This is a genomic window from Nostoc sp. C117, assembly GCF_043099735.1.
Lineage (GTDB): Bacteria > Cyanobacteriota > Cyanobacteriia > Cyanobacteriales > Nostocaceae > Nostoc.
Genome location: NZ_CP170991.1, coordinates 969,929 through 993,235, shown reverse-complemented (window position 1 = coordinate 993,235; position 23,307 = coordinate 969,929). Strand labels below are relative to the sequence as shown.

Annotated in this window: 16 protein-coding genes; 4 read left to right on the top strand and 12 right to left on the bottom strand. The window is 38.4% G+C overall.

The genetic code is table 11. From position 1 onward, the window contains the following. Window positions 1–286: 286 nt before the first annotated feature. The gene (locus tag ACFG4S_RS05790; RefSeq protein WP_392533888.1) at window positions 287–2,467 is read left to right on the top strand and encodes a lipoxygenase family protein; all 2,181 of its coding nucleotides are present in this window, start codon (window positions 287–289) and stop codon (window positions 2,465–2,467) included. 149 nt (window positions 2,468–2,616) lie between these two features. On the opposite strand, the gene dprA is transcribed toward ACFG4S_RS05790, so the two are convergent. After that, window positions 2,617–3,735: a DNA-processing protein DprA gene (gene dprA / locus ACFG4S_RS05785; protein ID WP_392533887.1), complete on the bottom strand. Its 1,119-nt coding sequence runs from the start codon at window positions 3,733–3,735 to the stop codon at window positions 2,617–2,619. An 86-nt stretch (window positions 3,736–3,821) separates the two neighbouring features. Further along, entirely contained in the window at window positions 3,822–4,037 is a 216-nt protein-coding gene (locus ACFG4S_RS05780) for a hypothetical protein (protein ID WP_392533886.1), read from the bottom strand. An 11-nt stretch (window positions 4,038–4,048) separates the two neighbouring features. Between ACFG4S_RS05780 and ACFG4S_RS05775 the strand changes: the two genes are divergently transcribed. Next, window positions 4,049–5,125 carry an alpha/beta hydrolase gene (locus tag ACFG4S_RS05775; protein WP_392533885.1) on the top strand — a complete coding sequence of 359 codons (1,077 nt, stop codon included), beginning with the start codon at window positions 4,049–4,051 and terminating at the stop codon, window positions 5,123–5,125. A gap of 266 nt (window positions 5,126–5,391) precedes the next feature. Here the strand turns inward: ACFG4S_RS05775 and ACFG4S_RS05770 are convergent, their stop codons facing one another. From ACFG4S_RS05770 to ftsH, 3 genes are all read right to left on the bottom strand, one after another. Next, window positions 5,392–7,629 (bottom strand): pentapeptide repeat-containing protein, encoded by a 2,238-nt coding sequence (locus tag ACFG4S_RS05770; protein WP_392533884.1) that lies wholly within the window; start codon window positions 7,627–7,629, stop codon window positions 5,392–5,394. 9 nt (window positions 7,630–7,638) lie between these two features. Beyond that, window positions 7,639–8,646 (bottom strand): zinc-dependent alcohol dehydrogenase family protein, encoded by a 1,008-nt coding sequence (locus tag ACFG4S_RS05765; protein ID WP_392533883.1) that lies wholly within the window; start codon window positions 8,644–8,646, stop codon window positions 7,639–7,641. 256 nt (window positions 8,647–8,902) lie between these two features. Beyond that, a complete protein-coding gene (ftsH, locus tag ACFG4S_RS05760) occupies window positions 8,903–10,792 on the bottom strand; it encodes an ATP-dependent zinc metalloprotease FtsH (protein WP_392533882.1) in 1,890 nt (629 codons plus the stop codon). Between the two features lie 356 nt (window positions 10,793–11,148). On the opposite strand from ftsH, the gene ACFG4S_RS05755 reads away from it, so the two are divergent. Next, window positions 11,149–11,694 carry an NADPH-dependent FMN reductase gene (locus ACFG4S_RS05755; RefSeq protein WP_392533881.1) on the top strand — a complete coding sequence of 182 codons (546 nt, stop codon included), beginning with the start codon at window positions 11,149–11,151 and terminating at the stop codon, window positions 11,692–11,694. 39 nt (window positions 11,695–11,733) lie between these two features. Here ACFG4S_RS05755 and proB read toward each other — a convergent pair whose 3' ends face one another. Both proB and ACFG4S_RS05745 read right to left on the bottom strand, forming a co-directional pair. Continuing rightward, window positions 11,734–12,843, bottom strand: coding sequence for a glutamate 5-kinase (proB, locus tag ACFG4S_RS05750; protein ID WP_392533880.1), 1,110 nt, complete (start codon window positions 12,841–12,843; stop codon window positions 11,734–11,736). A gap of 80 nt (window positions 12,844–12,923) precedes the next feature. Then, entirely contained in the window at window positions 12,924–15,734 is a 2,811-nt protein-coding gene (locus tag ACFG4S_RS05745; RefSeq protein WP_392533879.1) for an ABC transporter substrate-binding protein, read from the bottom strand. Between the two features lie 263 nt (window positions 15,735–15,997). On the opposite strand from ACFG4S_RS05745, the gene ACFG4S_RS05740 reads away from it, so the two are divergent. Further along, complete coding sequence (locus ACFG4S_RS05740) at window positions 15,998–16,324, top strand: hypothetical protein (RefSeq protein ID WP_392533878.1); 327 nt, start codon at window positions 15,998–16,000, stop codon at window positions 16,322–16,324. 81 nt (window positions 16,325–16,405) lie between these two features. Here the strand turns inward: ACFG4S_RS05740 and ACFG4S_RS05735 are convergent, their stop codons facing one another. The 5 genes from ACFG4S_RS05735 to ACFG4S_RS05715 all read right to left on the bottom strand — a co-directional run bounded on the left by ACFG4S_RS05735 (window position 16,406) and on the right by ACFG4S_RS05715 (window position 23,232). Continuing rightward, complete coding sequence (locus ACFG4S_RS05735) at window positions 16,406–19,447, bottom strand: ABC transporter substrate-binding protein (RefSeq protein WP_392533877.1); 3,042 nt, start codon at window positions 19,445–19,447, stop codon at window positions 16,406–16,408. A 17-nt stretch (window positions 19,448–19,464) separates the two neighbouring features. Further along, on the bottom strand, window positions 19,465–20,757 hold the full coding sequence (locus ACFG4S_RS05730) for an ATP-binding protein (RefSeq protein ID WP_392533876.1): 1,293 nt from the start codon (window positions 20,755–20,757) through the stop codon (window positions 19,465–19,467). 419 nt (window positions 20,758–21,176) lie between these two features. Further along, a complete protein-coding gene (locus ACFG4S_RS05725; RefSeq protein ID WP_392533875.1) occupies window positions 21,177–21,716 on the bottom strand; it encodes a YqeG family HAD IIIA-type phosphatase in 540 nt (179 codons plus the stop codon). A 53-nt stretch (window positions 21,717–21,769) separates the two neighbouring features. Further along, the gene (locus ACFG4S_RS05720) at window positions 21,770–22,396 is read right to left on the bottom strand and encodes a hypothetical protein (RefSeq protein WP_392535918.1); all 627 of its coding nucleotides are present in this window, start codon (window positions 22,394–22,396) and stop codon (window positions 21,770–21,772) included. A 263-nt stretch (window positions 22,397–22,659) separates the two neighbouring features. Beyond that, window positions 22,660–23,232: a DUF3727 domain-containing protein gene (locus ACFG4S_RS05715; RefSeq protein ID WP_392533874.1), complete on the bottom strand. Its 573-nt coding sequence runs from the start codon at window positions 23,230–23,232 to the stop codon at window positions 22,660–22,662. Window positions 23,233–23,307 lie beyond the last annotated feature (75 nt).

The following is a 23,307-nucleotide window of genomic DNA, read 5'->3' as shown; positions in this document are numbered from 1 at the left end:
GTGAACACAAAGATCCCCGACTTCTTGAAGAAGTTGGGTATCTGAGCCTATCGGTGGAGAGCAAATCAAATATGATTGCTATATATTTAGCTTAATTAAAACAAAAATATCTTAAAAATTAATGAGTTTGTTACTGAGAATATTAGAAGTATTATTTTGTTTGATATAGGTCTTTTCTCATATCTTGTGTTATCTTTGATTGATTTAACCACATCAACAAAAATGTTTATATAGAGATAATTATGTTGATTTGGTCGTAAAAATTTTGTTAAATTTAGGAGTCAATATGTCTCTAACTTCTCACGTCATATCTTCTTCTTTAGGTCTCTCAAAATCAGATATCCAAAATCTTCTGATACTTTTATACAAGTTAGTGAAAATTAGTAAAGCATCATTGCAATACATGCAATATGAATACAATTATAATTATATTCCTCCTCTAGCTATGACAGGCGCTCTGCCATTGCCAGTCATTAACGTAGAACTCCCAGTCCAAGAGTTACCTAATTTAAAATGGGTACTTGCAGTAGCTCAAAAGCTAACGCTGATTTTGGTGAATGATACTCTCAGTAGCTTTTCAAGTTTCTTCGATCGCGGCATATCTTTCGGAGTGGATGATGATGACGACAGTAATAACTTATCCATCGACACTAAAGTACAAGCTTTAGAAGATATCGAGCAAAGAATTCAAGATGCTGAAAGTCGCCAAGACTTAGAACAAATTGCTTTAAGTCTGGCATCAATTACTCAAGCAATTACCGACGAAATTGTTGCTGCTAACCCGTCTAGTGATGTGTCATTTGATATTGGAGAAATATCAGATTTTGAGGAACAGCTTAGAAGGATTGACGAACAAATTGATTTACATCAAGCCCATGAAAATTCAGGAGATATAGATTTTTCTTCGCCATCTGATTTAGATGATTCAATCACAGACTTGTTAAGTTCTGCTTTCAAGAAAATCATTAATTCTGATGCAAAATTGTTGGAATTAGAAAACACTCAAGCCTTGCCCGCAGAAGTAGACTTTTCTACAGATGCATTTGGAAGTAACCCAAGTCTTGAAGATTATAATAAATTATTTAAGAAAATAACTCTACCAGAGATTAGCTCTAGGTTTAAAGAGGATTTAGTTTTTGGCTATATGCAGGTTGCTGGACCAAATCCGCTGATGTTGCAACAAGTATCAGAACAGGACAAACCTTTACAAATTAGCAACGAAGAATATCAGCAAATTATCGGTATTCCAAACGATTCCCTGGAAGCTGCAATTCAAGAAGGTCGGCTCTATAAAGCTGATTATTCTAAGTTAAAAAATATGGAAAATGGAAGTTTTCCTAACCGACAAAAATATATCTATTCGCCTTTAGCATTATTTGCAGTCCCACCATCTGGTAGCAAACCTCAGTCTTTAGTGCCATTAGCTATTCAGTGTCAGGCTGAACAGCCAGTATTCACACCTCTCAATGGCAAAGAGAACTGGGCGATCGCTAAAAGCATTGTGCAAATGGCCGATAGCAACTACCATGAACTAATTAGCCATCTTGGTCGCACTCATTTATTTGTCGAACCATTTGCGATCGCTACTAGACGCCGATTACCAGCAAACCACCATTTAAGAATTTTGCTGGAACCGCATTTTGAGGGAACTATATTAATCAATTACGGCGCTCATAAAATCTTGGTTGCCGATGGCCGTGAAGTAGATGCGATTTTAGCTAGTAAAATTGAGAGCGATCGCCAACTCACTGTTGAAGGTGCCCAAGACTATCTGCATCATTTCAACGATGCCATGTTTCCCAAGACTTTAATCAGTCGTGGTGTTAATAACCCTTCTCAGCTACCCGAATATCCTTATCGAGATGACGGACTGCTGATTTGGAATGCTATTCATCAATGGGTGCGTGCCTATTTGAGCAGTTACTACACCAGCGAACAACAGCTACTAGCAGACCAAGCTTTACAGAATTGGGCAAAGGAATTGATTTCCGAACAAGGTGGTCGCCTCCAGAATTTTGGTGAAGATGCCTCAGGGACAATTAAAACGCTAGATTATCTAATTGATGCTGTTTCGACCGTTATTTTTACTGCTAGCGCCCAACACGCTGCGGTTAACTTTGCCCAAGGCGAACTCATGACCTATACACCTGCTTTTCCTCTAGCCATGTACTCGCCAGCACCCACAAATCTTGACCAACCAGGCGACTTGATGAGTATGCTACCTCCCCTAGACCAAGCTAAAACCCAACTTAAGGTAACTTATTTACTTGGGTCGGTTTACTATACCCAGCTAGGACAGTACTCCAACTCATATTTTAAATCCAAGCCACAGATGAGTTCGGCTCTGCTGACTTTTCAAAATGAACTCAAAGGAATTGAGAAAAAAATTAATGAGAAGAATTGTCAAAGAATAATGCCTTACAAGTTCTTGCTACCTTCCCAAATTCCCCAAAGTATAAATATCTAATTCAACTGAATTACAGCAGAATTCAGTAAATCTTAGATAGGGTGCGTAACGGCTTTAGCTGTAACGCACCCCTTTGTATAAGGGAGGACTGTGGCAAAAGGGGTTTCTGATACGCGACCGTAAATAATTCGTATGTTGTTTTTGAATTTTTAACTTTTTTGATACCGCATTCCTGGTAGTTGAGATAGTAAACCCATAAGCTCCAACTGTAACAAAGCACTGGAAACTGAGCCAGCAGGTATACCTGTTTGTTGGACAATTAGATCGAAGGGTAAAACATCAAAGGCGATCGCATTCATTACCTGTTGCAATTCTGGTGATAAATCAGGCAAACTTAATTGTTCTGGTGCTGTGGAAGCTTCGACTTCATCAATTTGTGGTATTGCTCCCAACATTGTTAATAGTTCATCTAGTTCCTTGAGGATGAAAGATGCTCCCTGACTCAGTAACTTTAAACATCCTTGAGATGGAAGATCGTCTACTCTCCCAGGTAATGCATAGACATCTCTACCAAATTCATTGGCGTAGGTAGCTGTTATTAAGGCACCAGATTTTAATGGGGCTTCGATTACTAGGATGGCGCGGCTTATACCTGCAATAATTCGGTTGCGGCGAGGAAAGTGAGTGCGATCGGGTGGGGTTTTTGTCGGGTACTCACTCACAACTAACCCAGCCGTCAAAATTTGCTTGTATAAATCACGATTTTTCTGGGGATAGATGACATCGACACCAGTCCCTAAAACTGCGATGGTGCGTCCACCAGCTTTCATAGCAGCGATGTGGCTTTCTGTGTCGATTCCCTCTGCCATTCCAGAAACCACTGTAAAGCCGTTTTTAGCCAAAGCTGTGCTAATTTGGCGAGTCCAACGAATGCCGTATTCTGAAGGGCGGCGTGTTCCCACAATAGCCACTAGTGGTTTTTGTGCAAGATTTTCTTGGAGTTCAACTTCACCACGATAGTACAAAATTGGCGGTGGACTGGGAGTTTCTAGGAGTAAACGGGGATAATCTGCATCTGCTGGTGTCCAGAAATGAGAGTTTTCCTGTTGGTGCTTAGTGAATAACTGTTCTGGGTATAAACGCGATCGCTGTTGGACTACTTTTTCGAGTGTTTGAAAGCCAAAACCCTCAACTTCTCCTAACTGTACCTTGGTGGCGTTCCAAGCTGTGGCTAGTGTACCAAAATGCTGTTGTAGCCGTCGGAGTAATACCGGGCCAATCCCCGAAATTTGCGACCAAGCTAGCCAATATGCACCTTCTTCTACCACTTTTCTATCCTCACGCCTACTGATTTAAGTATTCCCAAAATCAAATCGGAGATATTTCTAGCCCATATATTAGGGGATTCAAGGAATTATATTTCAGTTGCTACCAAAGCTTTGATTGTGAACTTCCGAATGGCTTTTAAGCCTGTAACAGCAATAATATTCATGCCTTCATAAAGGCGATCGCATCTTATTGACTCTTGACTCTTGACCACTAACCATTGACTATTAACTATTGATTCTCTAACTACCTTTTGTGATGAAATCTTTTTATCGTCTCTTATTAACCCTATCTGGTTACTCAATATTTCCACTAGTGCATAGTTTTTTTGGTGTATTGCCTAGTTTTGCAGCCGAAAAAGTTCTTGTCAGGTATGGATTATTTGAGGAATCGATTCCTGTCGCAGATATACGCAAGTATGGAGAAACACAAAAGGTTTCTGCTAATTTGCAATCTATTTTAGGTTATCTCAGTCCCAAAGAGAAACAGCAGTTGCAAGACGCACTTCAAGTAAAAATGTCTCTTGATATTGTGGCTTTAGACAAGCTAGTAAACACCCAAATGGGCAAGCAAATTTTATATTTTGCTTCCCAAGCGATCGCCCGTCGCGATCGAGCCAGTGTCCAAGCGCTACGATCTGCTATTATCTTGGGAGCAAAATCACCAGAAGGTTTAGGGCTTATCACGTTTCTAGAAGCCTATCCCAGTAACGAACTAGTCATTGATGTCTCAAAAATTTCCAAATTAGCTGGTATGGCAAGTTCATCTTCTAGTTCTGCTGATGCACCGCCAAAGGATAATGTAAGTTCTTCACCTTTAGGGCAAATTGCATTGCAATATCAGACACTCGCCGTTCAAAATAAACAGTTTTCCGGTTGCTTATTTGGTGATTCTATTTCGGCTGGACTTGGTAATACCCTTGGGAATGGGACTTTTAATTTTGGATTAAATGGTTTGAGTACAATATCATTACTAGAACAACTGAAAAGTTTAATTCCTACCAAGGTGAAATGCGAAAAAGCCATTATTGCCATAGGTGGAAATGATGCTTGGTATGGAATTAGTGATGAGTTGTTTACTAAGAATCTGCAAGAGGCGATCGCACTTGTTCGCACAATGGGAACTAAAGAGATTTTTCTGATTCCGGCTTTTTATTCAACAGCTGAGGCTAGCTCAGATCCAACTGTTTCAGCGCCACTTCCTAGAGTCGAGCAAATTAATGCTCTAATTAATCAAGTTGGAGAAACAGAAAAAGTCCCAGTTGAAGCAGCAGCAGTAGCACCATTGTATGAAAATAATGTTCTGAAAAAGGATTTAACAAGTGATGGTGACCATCTGAATGCAGAGGGACTAAAAATTTATCGAGAAGCATTGTTAAAAATTTTACAATAGTAATATCAAGAGCGATCGCTGTTTAATTCTTCTTTTCAACAATATCAATAACTGCGATCGCTATTTTCTAAGCAATGTTACCCACTGCTAAAACTTGTTCAAATGTAATACCAATTTTTTATGAAGCTGCATATAATTCGATCCCCCCTAGCCCCCCTTAAGAAGGGGGGAGCCAGAAAAACATCTATTAAAGTCCCCCTTTTTAAGGGGGATTTAGGGGGATCAAGATATGTGCAACTTCACGTTAAATTGGTATAAGTCAGAGATTACTTCAAATAAATCAGCAAATTCAATCCGGGAATTGTGCGGGAAAGTGTCCACAAAACTAGGGTGATGTAAATTAAACCTAGACTCCATTGATACCAAGCAAGTGCAGAGATCAGACCTGGTAAATGTTCGTCTCGTAGGCGAATATCATTAAATCCTAATTTCACAAGATTATTGAGACTAAAATCATAGTAGTTGAGCCAGTTCCAATGGCGATCGCTTTGCAGTGGCATATATCGTTCACGAAACGTCTGATTTCTCGGAATAACTGGCAAACGTCCAATTAATAATCGTAATTGTCGAAATGTTCCGTCTTCTGTAAAGTAGGAAATATCCATTAAGTTATGATAACGACCTTGTTGGTAAAGTCGGATTAATAAAGCCACTGGGACGGGGACAATAATGATTAAAAGACACCCCAATGTCAGCCAAGGCTGTTGTGCATTGCGAAAAATGGCTAATAAGCTCAATAGTTCTAAAACTGTAAAACTTATTAATATTGAAATAGTTTCGTAATATGTGGGAAGAATTGGTAGGGGACGCACACGACGACAGCGATCTACTAACCAAAATAATAAGCCAAAGTAAGCGATCGCTACTCCTCCGACACCAAACACTAACCAAAAATTTGTCCCATAACCACTCAATAAAAGCAGTACACTTAATGCCAGCCAACTCCAAGCTTGCAGTAACCATGTAACTATGGAAAAGGGTTCGCCAACTGTTAAGCGATCGCTCAATTGGGTGTATTTTTCTAAATCGATGTCTGCTAAAGTCAGTAACTCACTGCTATTACGAAATAATTTTACTAAACGACGCTGGGCGATCGCTTCGGACTGAGTTGGAGAAAAACCTAAGTTAATCAAACTTGCAACAGTTGCACTATTAATATTTGTAGCCGTCAAACTGCGGCTTAATTCTATTAATCGCAGTCGTTGTTTTGTATACTCCACATCATTAGCATCGGCAACTTGCTGTTGTTGACGGAAGTTTTGCCCCAAATTCCGCAAAATACTTTGATTACCTTGCAATGTCGGGATGCAAAACATCTTACCAATTTCACCTGGATTACCTAATATTTTTGCTTGGTTAGAATTAAAAGTTAGACCAGGTACATTTAAACAAGCTTCTTTAGCAAACCTCGCATCGCTAAAATCTGCTTGGTTAATAATACTTGCATTTTGGAGATTTACCGATTGGTTAAACTGCACTTCTCGAAATATTACAGCTTGCTCAAAAGTCGTTTCTTTGAGGAGGAGTAACTGATTAAAATTACTTTTAGTAAACTGTGCTTGATTAGCAAAACGCACATCAGAAAAATCAGTATTTTCTTGCCACTGCACGCTATTAAATTTAGCTAATTGCTTAAAATAAGCTTGATTGAAATTGACAGATTTTTCAAAAAAACTACCTTGAAAATTAGTAGTTTCTTGAAATTGAGCTTGTTTAAAATTAGCTTTATCAAAAAAAATACTGCCATGAAAATTATTTGGTTGTCGGAAGTTAGCACTGGCGAAGCTAACAGGACGAGCAAATCTAGTTTCATTCCAGTTAGTAGCTTGGACAAAGGTGGCATTTTGGGCATCCACAGACTGAAGAAAGAAGGTGTGAGAAAACTTCACTTCCCCATTGAAGCGAGTTTGCACTAGTGTCAAAACACCACGAAAGACACTAATTTCACTCGATGTAGTTGACTCTGTTCCTAAAAGCGATCGACAATCTTTAGAGTTGGGTAAAGGGATGCTCAGTGACTCCAAACAAATGAAGCGCAAACGTTCTAATTCTTCTTGTTCGCTGGTAGTAAAAATAGGGGCGATCGCGTTGGCATACAAAGGTGTTCTTAAACCCAAATCGCTGCCCACAAAATCCCCCAAAATCAAAGCATAACTCAGGTCTAAAGCCAGAGGTTTTGCACCCAGTTCTTTTCGCAATAATTGGTAAAAAGCATCACGAAAACTAATATTTTCTGGACGCAAATCAATCACCATCTTCTGCAAATCCACCGTCAAATTGCCTTCGTGGAGTGTTGGTGTATGCAGGCGTTCTTGTAATAATTCTAGAGTTAAAGGTGTGCGTTCTGGTTGTGGCGTTGCCCAGGTAGGTAGAGGGAAGAAGAGAAGAATTGATAAAACGCAAAGGAACGCTAAGGAAAGCGCAGAGGTACCCAAAGAAAAAACTCTGCGTACCTTTGCGTTTAACCTCTGCGTGCCTCTGCGTTTAAAAAATAATTTGTGCAAATTCTTTGATTATTCATCCTTAATCAGCAGAACAATTTTACCTGTTACAGAACCACTTTCAAGTAATTGGTGGGCTTTAGCGGCTTCTTCTAAGGGAAACTCATAACCAACATGGATTTTTAACTTACCTTCATCAATCCAGGTGGCGCATTGTTCGAGAATTTCTGCATGATGTTGGAGACTTTCTTCTAAGCCTAGCAATGCTGGTGCCAGCATGAATTCTAAACCTATGCGAAGATTACGTGTTCTAGCAGTTTTCCAAACAGTATTGGCATTTGGTTCGAGAATCGTCACAATATCACCATATACTCGCACTGCGGGGAAAGTTTTGTGAAAGGTTTCGCCACCCACGGTATCAAAAGCTAACTCTACGCCTTCGTCGTTAGTCCAATCTAATACCGCTTGTACAAAGTCTGTTTTTTTGTATAAAATTACATGGTCAGCGCCTAATTGTTTGACGAAATTAGACTTTTCTTCAGAACCTACTGTGGTACAAACACTAGCACCTTTGAGTTTTGCCAATTGAATTGCTACATGTCCGACGCCACCAGCACCCGCATGAATCAAAACTCTTTCCCCAGGTTCCAATCTTCCGCGTTCGTATAAGGCTTCCCAAGCTGTGATTAATACTAAGGGTGCTGCCGCTGCTTCGGCAAAGGAGATAGAGGCGGGTTTACGTGCCACAAACCGCTCATCCACAACAGTATATTCAGCATAATTACCTTGGTGTGCGCCTAAGCCACCATAGCAAAAATATACTTCATCACCTGGACGAAAACGTTGTACGCCAGCGCCTACTGCTTCAATGATACCTGCACCATCACATCCTAAAATGGTTGGGAGGCGATCGCTATAAAAAGTCCCTCGGCTACGAAGTTTGGTATCAATGGGGTTAAGACCAGCTGCTACTAAGCGAATTAAAAGTTCAGTATTTCCCACGGGAACAGCAGGGCTTGGCACGTCCTGTAGTTGCAAAACTTCGGGACTGCCAGCTGATGTCATCAAGACTGCTTTCACGACTCTTTCCTCCTAGCTCTAGATGCACGGTTATTTGCAACTTTAGCGTAAGAGGTGGATATAGAGTTATGTCTGAGTCAAAACTGCGATGGCTAGGGCTACGCATTTAGACTTTTTTCTCACCCAGTAGACGCTTTGCGGCTACTCTACGAGAACGCTAAGAGCGAACCCGCAGGGTGGCGCAGAGGCGCAGAGAAGTCAATAGTCAATGGTTGAGAGTTGATCGACTATTGACTATTAAATCTTGGCTAATCTCTTAATGAGATACAGCCACTTTTTCATCAACTACTTCGGCATTATTGGCAACAATTTCGCGGAATAATTCGCCTTCAATTGTCTCTTGTTCTGCTAGCAAATCTACTAAACGCTCTAAAACTATGCGGTTTCCTTCCAATAGTTCTTTTGCTTTGATGTATGAATTGTTGACAATTTCGCGGACTTGGGAATCAATTTTGGCGGCAATTTCCTCAGAATAGTCTGATTTATTCATCCAATCGCGTCCCAAAAATACTTCTGTACTCTGATTTTCCAGGGACAATGGGCCTAATTCTGACATCCCAAACCGGGTGACCATCTGCCGAGCCATACTTGTCACTTGTTGCAGGTCATTCCCTGCACCTGTGGTCACTTCTGGCTTCCCAAAAACAATTTCCTCAGCGGCACGACCACCCAAAGTAGCAGTGATCCGTGCTTTCAGTTGGGAACGGGAAATTAATCCCTGTTCTTCGTTGGGAGTAAACCAAGTTAATCCTAGTGCTTGTCCTCGGGGAATGAGTGTAACTTTTTGCACAGGATCGTGGTCTTTGAGTAGTGTGCCGACTAAGGCATGTCCAACTTCATGGTAGGCAATTAAGCGCTTGCTTTTGCTGTCTACCAAGGCGGTACCTTCCATACCTGCGACGACTCGATCTATAGCAGCATCGATTTCTAAGATGGTGACAGCTTCTTTGCGTCTCCTAGCTGTGAGAATGGCAGCTTCGTTGAGTAAGTTGGCTAAGTCTGCGCCGGTAAAACCAGGAGTGCGGCGAGCGATCGCTTCTAATGACACACTAGGATCGATCTTCTTATTCCGCGCATGGACTTGCAGTATTTCTCCTCGCCCTTTCAGATCTGGTGCATCTACCATCACTTGTCTGTCAAAGCGTCCCGGTCTTAGCAGTGCTGCATCTAATACATCTGGGCGGTTAGTGGCAGCAATAATAATGATGCCAGTGTTACCTTCAAAACCATCCATTTCCGTGAGCAGTTGGTTGAGGGTTTGCTCTCGCTCATCGTTACCGCCACCAATACCAGCACCCCTTTGTCTGCCTACAGCGTCTATTTCATCGATAAATATTAGGCAAGGTGCATTGTCTTTGGCTTTTTTAAAGAGGTCACGAACGCGGGATGCACCCACACCAACGAACATTTCCACGAATTCTGAACCGGAAATACTGAAGAATGGTACACCTGCTTCACCAGCGATCGCTTTTGCTAGTAAAGTTTTACCTGTACCAGGAGGACCAATTAACAGCACTCCTTTGGGAATACGTGCGCCTACAGCAGTAAATCTTTCTGGCTGTTTCAGGAAAGTAACAACTTCTTCAAGTTCTTCTTTCGCTTCTTGAACTCCAGCAACATCTTCAAATTTCACTCCAGTTTTTGCCTCCATTTGGAAGCGAGCTCTGGATTTGCCGAAATTCATCGCTTGGCTAGAAGCATTAGTAGAACGACGCAGGAACAATAGCATTAAAGCTATTAGTGGCAAAATCCACATAAGATTAATCAACAACCCAACAGCAGCCCGACTGTTGGCAGAAGAAATCTCACCAAAATCAACATTCTTATCTTTCAGTATATTGATTAACTCTGTATTTTGTGCTAAAAGTCTCACCTGTTGCGGTGGAGTATTCTCTTTTTGCCCTTTTAGATAAACCCTTGCTATCTGTTCGGCTTCATCAAGCTCAACTTTTTGGACTTCTCCCGCCTTCGCTTTCTTGATCAACTCGCCATAATTTAGAGAGTTGCTGTCTGCTTTTTGCGCCAAAACAGGCGTACTCCCGAAAATTCCGGGCAACATAATCAAACTAGCTGCTATAGAACCAATCCAAGCAACTCGCTTTGACGATCGCTGTTTTATCAATGTTTTTTTTCCCAAATTTGTCATAATAATTACCCTTTGTCTGCTGGCATAAGCTGAGCTATGGTTTTATGCCTACTCTTTTAGCAAAAATCCCAATAACTGGAAATTAGAGTTTTCTTATCTAGTCTAACTTCCAGATAAAAACATTCCCAAATATCTATACTGCATTGAGTGTTAGGAGTGCTGTACATGGATAGCGGGGCGTTTAGCCCTTGCTGAGTTAGGAGTTTTGTTTGTCCCCTTGTCCCCAATCCCCAATTCCCTCGATATCGATTTGACACATTCGGATACAAATCGCTAAAATAAACATAGTCATAATGACTTCGTTTTTTAGAATCCTTGTGATAGTAGCTAGTTAGTAATTTGTAGGTTAATTAATTATGGTGAGAATTGTTGGCATTGGCGGTAGTTTGAGACCCAATTCCTATACTCAGCTTGCTTTAGGGGTTGCAATACAAAGAGTAGAAGCTTTGGGTGCAGAGGTAGAGATTCTTGATTTACGGCAGTTGCAACTACCATTTTGTAATGGTGCAAAGGAGTATCTAGAATACCCTGATGTGAAACGGTTACAGGATACAGTTAGTAACGCCGATGGGCTAATTTTAGCGACACCTGAGTATCATGGTGGCGTCAGTGGTGTTCTGAAAAATGCTCTAGATTTGATGAGCTTTGAACAACTATCTGATAAAGTTACAGGACTGATTAGCGTCTTGGGGGGTCAGTCTAATAGTAACGCCCTGAATGAATTAAGGCTAATTGTTCGATGGGTACATGGTTGGGTGATTCCAGAACAAATTGCCATCGGACAAGCTTGGGGTGCTTTCAGCCCTGAAGGTAAACTACTAGATGAGAAACTTTCTCAAAGATTTGACGAATTTGCCCAAAGTTTAGTTGATAACACTCGTAAACTACGGGGTGTAAATTAGTTATGGTTTTTTTCTAACATTGAGCCATAATATTTTTTACTAAATCAAAACCAAGTTATCCCGATGAATAACTGTTTCGGCACCAGCATAGCCTAAAATTATCGGAATTTCTCGTGAATGACGCCCGCAAATTTTTTGCAGTTCATTACTGTTGTAGTTTACAAGTCCTCTAGCAATTTCTTGACCGTTGGTGTCACACAATTGCACGGCATCTTGTGTATCAAAATCTCCTTCTACTGCTTTAATTCCAGCAGCTAATAATGATTTTCCTGCCAAAGAAATTGCCGCGATCGCCCCTTCATCTAAATACAATTTTCCCGCAGGTAGAAGGCCGTAAGCTATCCAACGTTTACGTGCAGAAGTTGGTTCGGGTTGGGGTTCAAAATGCGTCCCAATAGGCTCTCCTTGTAATATTTTTTCTATATTGTGGGGAAATCGCCCTTGGGTAATTACAGTCCTAACTCCAGCCGCGATCGCAATTCTCGCAGCGGAAATTTTTGTTACCATCCCACCAGTACCCCATTGAGAACCTTGGGAACCTGTTTGTATTTGTAATTGAGCTAATTCTTTAATGCTACTAACTAAAGCTATCGGTCGCGCATCTGGTACGGAACGCGGATCGGCTGAGTAGAGGCGATCGACATCAGTAAGTATAAATAACCAATCGGCTTCCACTAAACTAGCGACCAATGCCGAAAGGGTGTCATTGTCGCCAAATTTTAGTTCCTCTACTGCTACAGTATCGTTTTCATTGACTATGGGAATTACTCCTAGTCCTAGCAGTTCTTGAAAAGTATTGTAGGCGTTGAGATAGCGGCTACGCTGTACTAAGTCGCTGCGAGTTAATAATACTTGAGCGATCGCCTGTTGCAGAGTAGTAAATAAATCATCATATATACGAATTAATCTACCTTGTCCAACTGCGGCAACAGCCTGTTTCAGGGCGATCGCTTTGGGACGTTCAGTTAAGCCCAATCGCGCACAACCCACCCCCACAGCGCCAGAGGAAACTAAAATCACTCGATGTCCCTGGCGTCTTAAATGGCAGAGTGTCTCCGCTAATGTGGCGATCGTGGAAAGCGCTAATTGTCCCGTTTCTGGTTGGGTGAGGCTAGAGGTGCCGATTTTGACAACAATCGTTAATGACATCTAAAAAGTTAGAAGTGAGGAGCCATTTAATTTTAGATTTTTCCTTCAATCTAAAATCTAAGAATTGCCATCATAACTCATTATGGTACAGCAACAAACTTCCCATCTTTGATCTGTACTAAAATTGGCTCAGTTTCTCGCTCTCCTTCAGAACTAAATTTTAGTGGATATCCTGAAGTTTCATCGGCTGAAAAATTGGCATTTTGCAAACTTGAGAGAATAGTTGTGGGACTAGAATCAGTAGATAAATCTTGAATAAAAGCTTGTGTCGCATCATAGCTGCTAGCAGTACGCCAGGTTACATCAACCTTCCATAATTGTTTAGCTTTTTGAGCGTATTGTTTTGCTTGTGCCGCATCCCTAAACCAAGGAACAACTGTAATTAAACCTTCTACTGCACTTCCAGCTTTCCTTAAAGTATCATCACTGTAAAGTGGATTTGCCGCTAATAATTTTAGTCCTCGTTTTTGGGGATTATTAGAACTATTAATTAGATAATTATTTGCTTTAGCAATATCTAGAGCCGCATCAGTATATTGTCTATCTGGAATTAAAATTGCTGCCTGTGCTTGATTATTTAAACTTAGGTTAATTTCCTTTTTTGCATCTAGTGTGCTTTTTGTTAAATCAACTTGACGAATAACTTTACCTCCTAAATCTTCAAATTTATTTTTAAACTCCTGTGTCATACTGTCACTAAATAAACTTTCAGATTTAAAGATTACTACTCTTGTTAAATTCAACTTAATAGCATATTTTGCTAATTTTTTACCCATTGCTGCATCTGAAGGTACAGTTCGGAAGAAAACATTACTCTTGTGCAATGAAGTAGTAGTGCTGGCAGGAGATATCAGTGATATTCCGGAATTTTGATATTCTGTTAAAGCTGCTTGGGTTGCTTCGCTAAAATTATGTCCAATTACTCCTAATACAGATTTATTTTGTACTAACTCAGAAGCAACTTGCTTTGCTTTTTCTGGTTCCTTGCCATTACCATCATTAGCAATCAGAATAGACAGTAATTTACCATTTAAGCCATGTTTTTTATTAAACTCTTGTTGTGCCTGTGCCACACCACGCAATATTTCTTCAGCAAAGCCACTATTGTTATCTGCGGGGACAACTACTGCCAAGGTAAAATAATTTCCCTTGTCATAAGCAAGGGCGTTATTATAGTAAATTAATACTTCTGGATCTGTATGATTAGTAACTACTGCTTGTTTAAATAATGTAACAGCAGCTTGATAATCGCCCTTTTTAAAACTTTCAATGCCTTCGTCACGATAAGCATTATTTATACTAGGAAAAAAAGTGCGATCGCCGCTACTAAAATTCACGCTGGGATTCTTTACACAGATAACACCCAATAGTTTATTTTCGCTTGCTGAACATGGTGTTGATAAACGACCAATACCTATCCCTGCAATGGCAGAAATTGCTATTGCTCCTGCTACAAGAACATGAATATTTTTTGGTAACCTCAATGTGACTATAGAAGAGTCTTTTACCTTTGAGATACTTCGATAATTTTGTTGCTGTTCTGAAATTTCTCGTTTATTTTTTTGTGTAAAAAATATTAAATTTTCTAATGTTGGGTAATTACGCTTATCTGAGTATCCTTCAGCTACAGCTAGGGCATAATTTAAACTTTTAGGACTTTGACTTTGAGCAAAAATAGTTTTATGAGCTAAATTATTCTGTTTTTTTTCCTGTGGGGGCAGCTTATTTTTTTCTGTATTGAGTTTTTCTAGTTCTTTAATTTCTTGTCGTAATGGATGACGTTGGAGTAACCAACGACGTACTAATTCAATTTTGATTCTATCGCCTGTGTCATACAAAAAGTTATACGCAATAAGCTCTTTCACTGCTTGTTCCAGAACTTGTGTTTTAATTATTCCATACTTATTAAGTAGCTTTAATGGGTTTTCTGGAATTTTTTGATATTTTTCAATAGCTATTTTCTGAGACTCCGCGACAGCAGAAAACACAACTTTTTCTGGAATAGTCAACCCATCCCAAAACCATGCTAGTCCAGCTTCTGCATTCTCAATTGCTTTATCAACAATATTATCGATATCTTGAACATTAATATGCCATTCATCTAATTCTCTAGCTCTAACAAAAATAGCAAAGCAGATGACTTGAATAAAATAAGGATGTCCTGCCGATAATTCAATAATCGCTTGAATGGCTTCTGAAGCATATTCTAAGATTCCTTGAGCTGGCTGTGTAATTAGCTGTGTAGCACTATCTTTATTTAAAAAACCAATTTCGATTTCACGAGTATCATGGCTAGAAGCATCCTGAAAATAATCGAGTAAATTTGGCATATTTGCAGATTGTCTACCTGCAAACATAATCAAAAATAGTTTGTCTTCCTTTTGAATTATGAAATCCAAATACTTAAAAAAGTTTTCTAGCATTGATGCAGAGTAGTTATCAATTAATGCTTCAAACTCATCTAACAAAAAAACTATTTTTTTACCATTTAATCTATCCAAAACTTTCGTTAAAAATTGACTATAAAAAATAGAGGAATCTTTCTCTAAAGTTTGAATCTTAGGTAGTTTAATTGTTGTTGGATCTATATTTAGATGTTCGACAATTTCTTTAGCCAGTTCTGCTAAAATTTTACCTAGAGTCTCACGAGAATAATCTTCTAAATTGAATGAAATAAAAACAAAGTCTTTTAAGTGAACAGATTTTGGAATATTACGAATTATAGACGACTTACCGATACGTCTTTGACCATGCAATAAAGTTACTTTTATACCTTGTCTGAGATTATCTTCAAGAAAATAGAACAAATCTTGCCTTCCAAACAGTAGTTTCGGGTCATCGATTGGACGACCGATTATATAAGGGTTTCTCCGAGATACCAAGTTTGCCATACCATTAACCGTACATTAATAAGGAGTAATGTAATCTATTTAACATAAATAGATTATTTTGTCTGTAACATAACCCACTTTCGACCTTGTATTTGAACTAAAATTGGCTCTGTTTGTCTTTCTCCTTTTGGAGTAAATTGAAGTGGATACTACAAGAGTATTTGTATTGATTACGGCAAAAATTAATATTTCTTAACTTTTCGATAATTGTTATGCGATCGGAAATATTCTTCGTTTAAGAGGAAAGGCGATTTGGTCAAGGTATGGCTGCGATCGCCTTAATTATGAGTATGCAGATACTCAGATATTTAACTACTCGCTATTTAGTTGGCGGACAAGCCTCCTTTTTGAGTTGGAACTCATTGATAGAAAATGACAGCCTAAAGTTTAATGAACCTCCGCAGTTAGACGAGCCTATGACCCACAAGGCCATAAAAGCTACTAACCCACCAACAATGACAACAGTAGGGGTTGATTTCAAGGCTTTTGCCAGACTACTGTTAATCCCTTTGACTATTGACTTATCATTAGATTGTCTGGGGTTGGTTGCTTTAACCATACAACTAGCTCCTTTCATTGTTTTATGTTGAATTGCTGGTCTGGTCGTTTCTCAGGCCACCAGACTGGCTTTCACTGGATAGCAGTGATGTAATCTATTTAACATAAATAGATTATTTTGCCTGTAACATAACCCACTTTCCACTTTGTATTTGAACTAAAATTGGCTCTGTTTGTCGTTCTCCTTCAGCACTAAATTGAAGTTTATCGCCGGAAGTATTATCTTGAGAAAGATTAACAATTTTCAACTTTTCGATAACTGTTGTACGTTCAGAATTAGTAGATAAAGCTTCAATAAAAGCTTTTGTAGCGTCATAACTAGTTGCTGTTCGCCAACTCACTTCTCGTCCCCATAGTTTTTTGGCTTTTTCAGCAAAGTTCATTGCTTGTGGTGCTTCCCGGAACCAGGGAACAACTACAATTAATTTTTCGACGGCATTTCCACCTTCATTTAAAATGTCATTGCTGTAAAGGGTATCTCCAGCTAAAAGTTTCAGTCCCGATTTGGTGCTATTTTGAGATTTTAATCTATCAACTACATCCTGGTTTGCCCTAGCAATCTTGAGAGCAACACCTATATATTTCCTATCTGGAATTAAGACCGCTCCTTCTGCTTTGTGTCTATAAAAACTTCTGGAAACTTCTGCATCTATATCTAGTGAGGTATCAGCTAAATTAATTTGTGGTTCGTGAAGCACATCACCTCCTAATTTTTCAAATGTCTTGGTAAATTCTTCTCTCATACTGTCACTGTATGAACTGTCAGGATTAGAAAAAATCACTACTTTTCTTAACTTCAAGTTCTTGAAGGCATATTCTGCTAATTTTTTTCCTCCAGCAGCATCAGACGGCAAAGTTCTAAAAAAATTCTTCTTCCCCTGTAATTGTGTACTAGTGCTGCTGGGAGAGATCACAGGAATATCTGTTTTGTTATATTCTTCTAAGGCGGCTTGAGTAGATTCAGAACTGTTGTGACCAACCACTCCTAAAATCGATGTGTCTTTCACTAATTCCGCAGCTACTTCTTTGGCTTGTTCTGGTTTACCTCCATCGTTGGCAATTTTAATTTCCAGCAATCGACCATTTAAGCCATTTTTTTCATTAAATTCTTGCTGTGCTTCTGATACGCCGCGTAACGTTTCTTGAGCTAAGTTAGTATAGTTATCACCTGCGGGAACAGCTACTGCCAAAGTTATCGGATTTCCAGCCTTACGCGCAGAAGCGTTGTTATAGTAAATTCTTACTTCTGGGTCATTGGAATTAGCTTTTATAGCTTCTCCAAATTGTTTAGCGGCATCTGTATAATCTTTTCGTCTAAAAGCTTTAATTCCTTCGTCACGATAGCTATTCCTCATATTAGGAAATAAAGTGCGATCGCCACTACTAATTCTACCCTTATCTTCTATACATAAAAGACCAAATTGCTTCTCCTTACCTACAGGACACTCAGATGAGAAACGATAAGTAGCATAACCTACAGATCCCAAGACTAAAACTGTCATTACTGCGAGTATTGTTTTTAAAGTTGAACCTCGGTGATTTCTCTCTTTTGGGTTAGTTAGGTAATTATTTATATCTGGTGTCGTAGTTATAATATTTTTTTCATAACTTTCAATTTCTAAAATTTTCTGTATAGCTAATTTTCCATTAGGTTCAATTTCTAAAATTTTCTTGTACTGTTCCTTTGCTGGTGTATATTCTCTTTGAATTATTAAATAATGTCCATATTCTGACAATGCATCTAAATATCCTTCTTTATAAGATTGAAAATCTACTTGAAAAAGTTCTTTGTGAAGTGCTAAAGATTTTTCAAAATCTTTTACTTGTAAATATTGCTCAGCCAAAGATACTGCGATATTAAAATTATTAGGATTAATTGCTAAGGCTTGTTCGTAAAGCTGTAATGCTAGCTGGTTTTGTCCCTGTTCACACCAATAATTCGCTACTCCAATCAGGTTTTTAACAATATCTTCTTGATTTTCCTGGATTTGTAATTTTGTTTGTAATTCCTGTCTTCTAAAAGTTTGTATTTCATATTGTAGTGGATGATATTGTAGCAACCAATAACGGATTAACTCAACTCTGAGTTTGCGTCCATCATCAGATAAATAATGGTTTTCGATTAGTCTGTTCCATGCTTGAGATAGCTTTTCTGTCTGATTTATACCATTTCTAGCAAGCAAATATAGCGGTTCTTCAGGAACTCTTTTTTGTTGCTCAATAGCTATTTTTTGAGCCTCTGCGACAGTTGACATAATAATTCTTTCTTCGACAGTTAAGACTTGCCAAAAACTTTGCGAGAAAGAATCGGCTGTTTCAATTGCTTTTTGTAAAATTGATTCTACATCACCACGTTCAATCGTCCATTTATTGTTTTCTCTTGCTTGTTCAAAAAGAGCAGAGCAAATAACTTGAGTAAAACATGGATGTCGTGCTGAGAGCTGTAAAATTTCTTTTATTGCTTCTGGTTCATATGTCAAAATACCTTCGGCAGGATTCACAATCATTCGTTTGGCGCTAGTATCATCTAGCAAACCAATTAATTCAGACGGCGCACCTTTAAATAAACTTAGTAAGTTTGGTAAATCATTAAGATATCTTCCAATCACTGGTATGATAAATAACTTATTATGTTCCTTTAATAGTTTTTTTAAGTAGGGAAATAATGTTTGTTGTTCAACAATATTAATATCGTTGGTCTCATTATTTGCAACATCGAATTCATCGAGGAGCAATACTATTTTTTTATGCTGTATTTTCTCATAAATATTTGGCAAAAAAACTTCAGAAAATAAATTTATATTTTCTTCTAATTGTGTGTTTGTTGGTGTTTGTAATTTCTCCGCATCTATGCCAAGTTGCTCGGTAATGGCCATAGCCAAGTCATGGATAATATTAGTTAGACTTGACTGACTTTTATCTTGCAAATCAAATTGAACAAAAATAATATCATTAGATGTAATAAAATTTGAAACTTGACGTAGTACGGAAGACTTTCCAATACGCCTTTGACCATGTAATAAGATAACTTTTACATCTTGGCTCAGATTATCTTCAATAAAGTGGAATAGACTTTCCCGACCAAAAAATTTGTTCCGTTCATGTATTACACGACCAAGAATATAAGGATTTCTATGATTATTTGCTCCATTCATATTATTATTTGTCACTACTAATTACTTGGTAAAATAAATCCTTTGGGGAAAGCAGCTACTAACTTACCAAACCAATCTAAAATTTTAGGAATTTTGTCTTGATTATTCCATAACCATTTAATAGCTGTAGTGAATTTATCCATTTGTTGGCGACTCATCAAATTGAGAAAAACTTTTTCTCGTGATTGCAACCACTTTTCATTTGTTTGCCAAAGTTCTTGAATTACCCAACGCTCCATTGTTGATGAACTGAAAGAGTAAATGTTTTTCTCTTCTTGAATAGTGTGGGTTACTACACCTTGTTCTTCCAGTTTGATTAACTCTCCTTCTCTTTGACTAAAAATTAATTCAATTCCACTCACATCAAATTGTTTTTGTTTATGCAGACGACCTTTTAAAGCAGAAAGAGCCATGAGCATCAATAGAGTTTGCTCTACTTCACTACACCTATGCCAAATATTTTGAAAAATTTGTTGTGTCATACTTTCAAAATCGCTAACAAATTTATCTACACTTGGTGCATTTGCAGTAAGTAAATCTCTATGGAGTAAAAAGCCAGATGTTTGTAGTAAAGATGGGTGTCCACCTGTATTTTCTTTAATTGCTTCTCGTAGTTCTGGTATTCTTAATGTCTTAAATATGTCGTCAATTTCACTATTATTAAATGTTTTAAGTCTTAAAAATAGATAATGATTATACCACGGAGAAGCGTTAGGGTTAAGCTTTGGACCTAGTTCATTAAGACGCTTCAGAGAAGTAACAATCATCGACAGATATTGTCCTTCCGCAGAGTGAACAGCTAAATTACGGCACTCACTCAAAAACCTTTGCATCGCATCTTCGTCGTATTCTTGGTTCGTGTCTAGTGCTACATGGAAGTCATCGATTAGTAACACGAGATATTTATCTTGTATTTTCAGCTTTCGTAATATCAGTCGCAGACTATCTTTAGTCGGTTTTCCTACTTCCAGAATTGTATCAATTTCAACTGCCAATGCAGATTGATCTGCTACTTTTTCTTTGACAAGGGTAAGTATTTCTTTCCAAAAATTGCTAGGAGTAAAAGGAGTAATACTCTCGCAACTAAAGCGAACAATTACTGCTTGGGATGAATCCATTCCGTGATCTTTCCAAGCTTGGGGTGATTCTAATTTCTGTAAAAATGAGCTTTTGCCCATACCTGAGCCGCCCCAAATCGCTAAGTGGCTGCGGTTATAAATTTGATCGAAGGCTGCGGCGATTTCTGATGCGCGTCCTACGAAGCGCTCTGGAGGTACTGGTATTCCAACAATAAAAGGATTTTCTACCATGTAATATTTTTAAATAAACACTTAAGTGAAATTAAGTGATATAGTATCACTTTTATGTAGCATCATGAAATGCTTGTTAGGCTTTATGTAATATCCTGTGAATCAGGAATCGTAACCCAAGGCAAAATTCAAAATGAATAGAGCATAAGGGTTTCATTGGTTGACAATGGGTGCTTTATTTCTCCCGTGTTGTATTAGGGAATAAGGAAGAGTTTTTTAATACGTAATACCCATACCCAACTTATAAAGCGCCAGTCCCTCTATAAGTGAAGGCTGGCGCTTTACGGGTTTATATTTATTTTGTATGCGCTAGAGTCTTTTTTAGCTGACTCCATGTTATTAATACTTATGATCCCCGATTTTGAGATTCCAGTAAGATTCCTTAAGTATTTCTTTAGATTTACTTTCCTGATGATTTGTCAAGTTTTGTGAATCTTGGTTTTCTTGGGCGTAATAGAGGCTCCGAGAATTTCAGATACCCAGACTTCAAAATTCCGGATGGGATGAGAGCGCAGGGCAGCGCCTGGATGGATAATCGGTTCAACTAAAATGGTAAACATCCCCAAGCGATTACCCGCTAAAACATCGGTAAACAAGCGATCGCCTACCATCCCTACTTGATGCACTGGTAGATCCATTCCCCTAAGTGCTGCCCTAATTTTGCGTCGAGAAGGCTTAGCTGCACCCAAGTAATAAGGCAAATTGAGCGATCGCGCAATACCACCAATTCGCGCTTCACTCAGGTTATTACTCACCAAGCACAATGCAGTACAAACACGAATTTCCTCTACCCATCGTTGCAGTTCTGGGGAAATTACCCCCACTGTAAAAGGCACTAAAGTTTCATCCACATCTAACACCAGCCCCTTCAGAGCGTATTTTTGGATAATATCTGGTGTCAGATTTAATACTGAACCTTCTAAAATTAAGTCAGGCTGTAAAAGATTGTTCCAGGTCATACTCAACAGTTAAATATAAACAGCTCTAGACAAAAGAGCATAACCAATACAGTTTAGTTAGTCGAACTCAATCTTGGAATATCTCCACGAACACTTTGAGATAAAATCCCTAAAATCTTATCTATCTCTTTGATGTAATAATTATTCAAATCAATAAATACATTGTTTTCTTCTAACTTCAAAAACTTCCAAATATCCCCCGTTGTTACCGCGCCGTAAATTTTCCTAATTTCATTTCCTTCCTGTTGATTAAACAATTGAGCTGCTAACATGACCGCCGCACATTGACCTAATCCACCTTTAATATTTTCATTTTTTGCTTCAACAATAATCAATACAGGGGCATTAATTGTTAGTTGCTCTTGAGAACGACTGATGATGAAGTCACAATAACCATTCAAACCTTTTTCTGCATCTACATTAAATTCTGCTCCCGAAAACAAACTTATGGGATAATTAGCTATGCGTCTTATCTCCAATAATATCGGTGTAATAATCATTTCTGAACGAGCTTTTTCAGTATTAATTGCTAAAGCAAGTTCCGTAGTTTCTTTTAAAGAATTGGTAAGTTTTTCACTTGGCTGTAAAGGCTCTATATTCCCACACAAATCAGTTTCTTCATCAATGTGGATGCTGAATGACTTTTTAAATTTACTCAATGTAAAGTCGCTATAAGCCATTTTCAGCGCCTCACTCATAGGAATTTTGGATTTTAGGTCGCATCTTTGATGTGCTGACAGCGCAACTTGGATTTTAGATTAAAAACTATTACCAAAGTCTTTTTTCCAGAATCTTAAACAAAATTATCTCAATTTTATGTCAATATTTCACTGCTTTCACATTGAATAGAAAATACCAAAAGGTTTAACTCAATTGTGATAACAATGCAAAATTTCTAATTAAAAAATTCAAAATGAAAATGTTACATTTTGAATTTTTAATCTTATTCTACTTCATTAAAAAGATGCTCCTCTAACAGAGGTTGCACTTTGCGGAACTCTTCTGGAGAGAGTAATTCAGGTTCACCTTCTTTTGTTATCCGTGCAAAAAACAACAGTGGATCTAGGGGTGTATAAATTGCATACTCTTGGTCTTCATCATAGAAGCTAGCGAGTAGCTGCAATTGCTCGGGTTCTAAATCTGCCTCTTCATCTTCGATTTCTAAGGTGAAAAGTTCTGATTCTTCAACTGGCGGTAAATCACCTGCAACAGTCAGAGCATAAGCTGTATTCTTGAGAATCAGGTTTTGCTCAGATAGCACAGCTTGGGCAGTGGCAAAAATTTGTTCAATAATAGTGTCATCTTCTACTAGAACTGCTTCTTCTTCCTCACCCTCACCTTCCCAAGAAAAAATTTCTACAGGTGAGTCTACAGGAAGAAGTAAAACGTATTCTTGCCCATCTACCTCAAGGGAATGCTCTATATAACATTCGAGCGATCGCCCTTTTTCATCGGTTAAGGTGATGGAACCCTCATGAGCGTTATCATTTTCTTCAGGAAATGGAGAGAAAGACATGGCCAAATGTAGAACTTTAATAAATACCAGCAAGTTTGTAAATCGTTTAACTATGAAATAGCTTTACACGTAAAT

Bases quoted from the DNA above. Each gene is read 5' to 3' on its own strand.
- ACFG4S_RS05790 (WP_392533888.1), top strand. From the start codon at position 287: ATGTCTCTAACTTCTCACGTCATATCTTCTTCTTTAGGTCTCTCAAAA.
- ftsH (WP_392533882.1), bottom strand. From the start codon at position 10,792: ATGACAAATTTGGGAAAAAAAACATTGATAAAACAGCGATCGTCAAAG.
- ACFG4S_RS05755 (WP_392533881.1), top strand. From the start codon at position 11,149: ATGGTGAGAATTGTTGGCATTGGCGGTAGTTTGAGACCCAATTCCTAT.
- proB (WP_392533880.1), bottom strand. From the start codon at position 12,843: ATGTCATTAACGATTGTTGTCAAAATCGGCACCTCTAGCCTCACCCAA.
- ACFG4S_RS05745 (WP_392533879.1), bottom strand. From the start codon at position 15,734: ATGGCAAACTTGGTATCTCGGAGAAACCCTTATATAATCGGTCGTCCA.
- ACFG4S_RS05740 (WP_392533878.1), top strand. From the start codon at position 15,998: ATGGCTGCGATCGCCTTAATTATGAGTATGCAGATACTCAGATATTTA.
- ACFG4S_RS05735 (WP_392533877.1), bottom strand. From the start codon at position 19,447: ATGAATGGAGCAAATAATCATAGAAATCCTTATATTCTTGGTCGTGTA.
- ACFG4S_RS05730 (WP_392533876.1), bottom strand. From the start codon at position 20,757: ATGGTAGAAAATCCTTTTATTGTTGGAATACCAGTACCTCCAGAGCGC.
- ACFG4S_RS05725 (WP_392533875.1), bottom strand. From the start codon at position 21,716: ATGACCTGGAACAATCTTTTACAGCCTGACTTAATTTTAGAAGGTTCA.
- ACFG4S_RS05720 (WP_392535918.1), bottom strand. From the start codon at position 22,396: ATGGCTTATAGCGACTTTACATTGAGTAAATTTAAAAAGTCATTCAGC.
- ACFG4S_RS05715 (WP_392533874.1), bottom strand. From the start codon at position 23,232: ATGTCTTTCTCTCCATTTCCTGAAGAAAATGATAACGCTCATGAGGGT.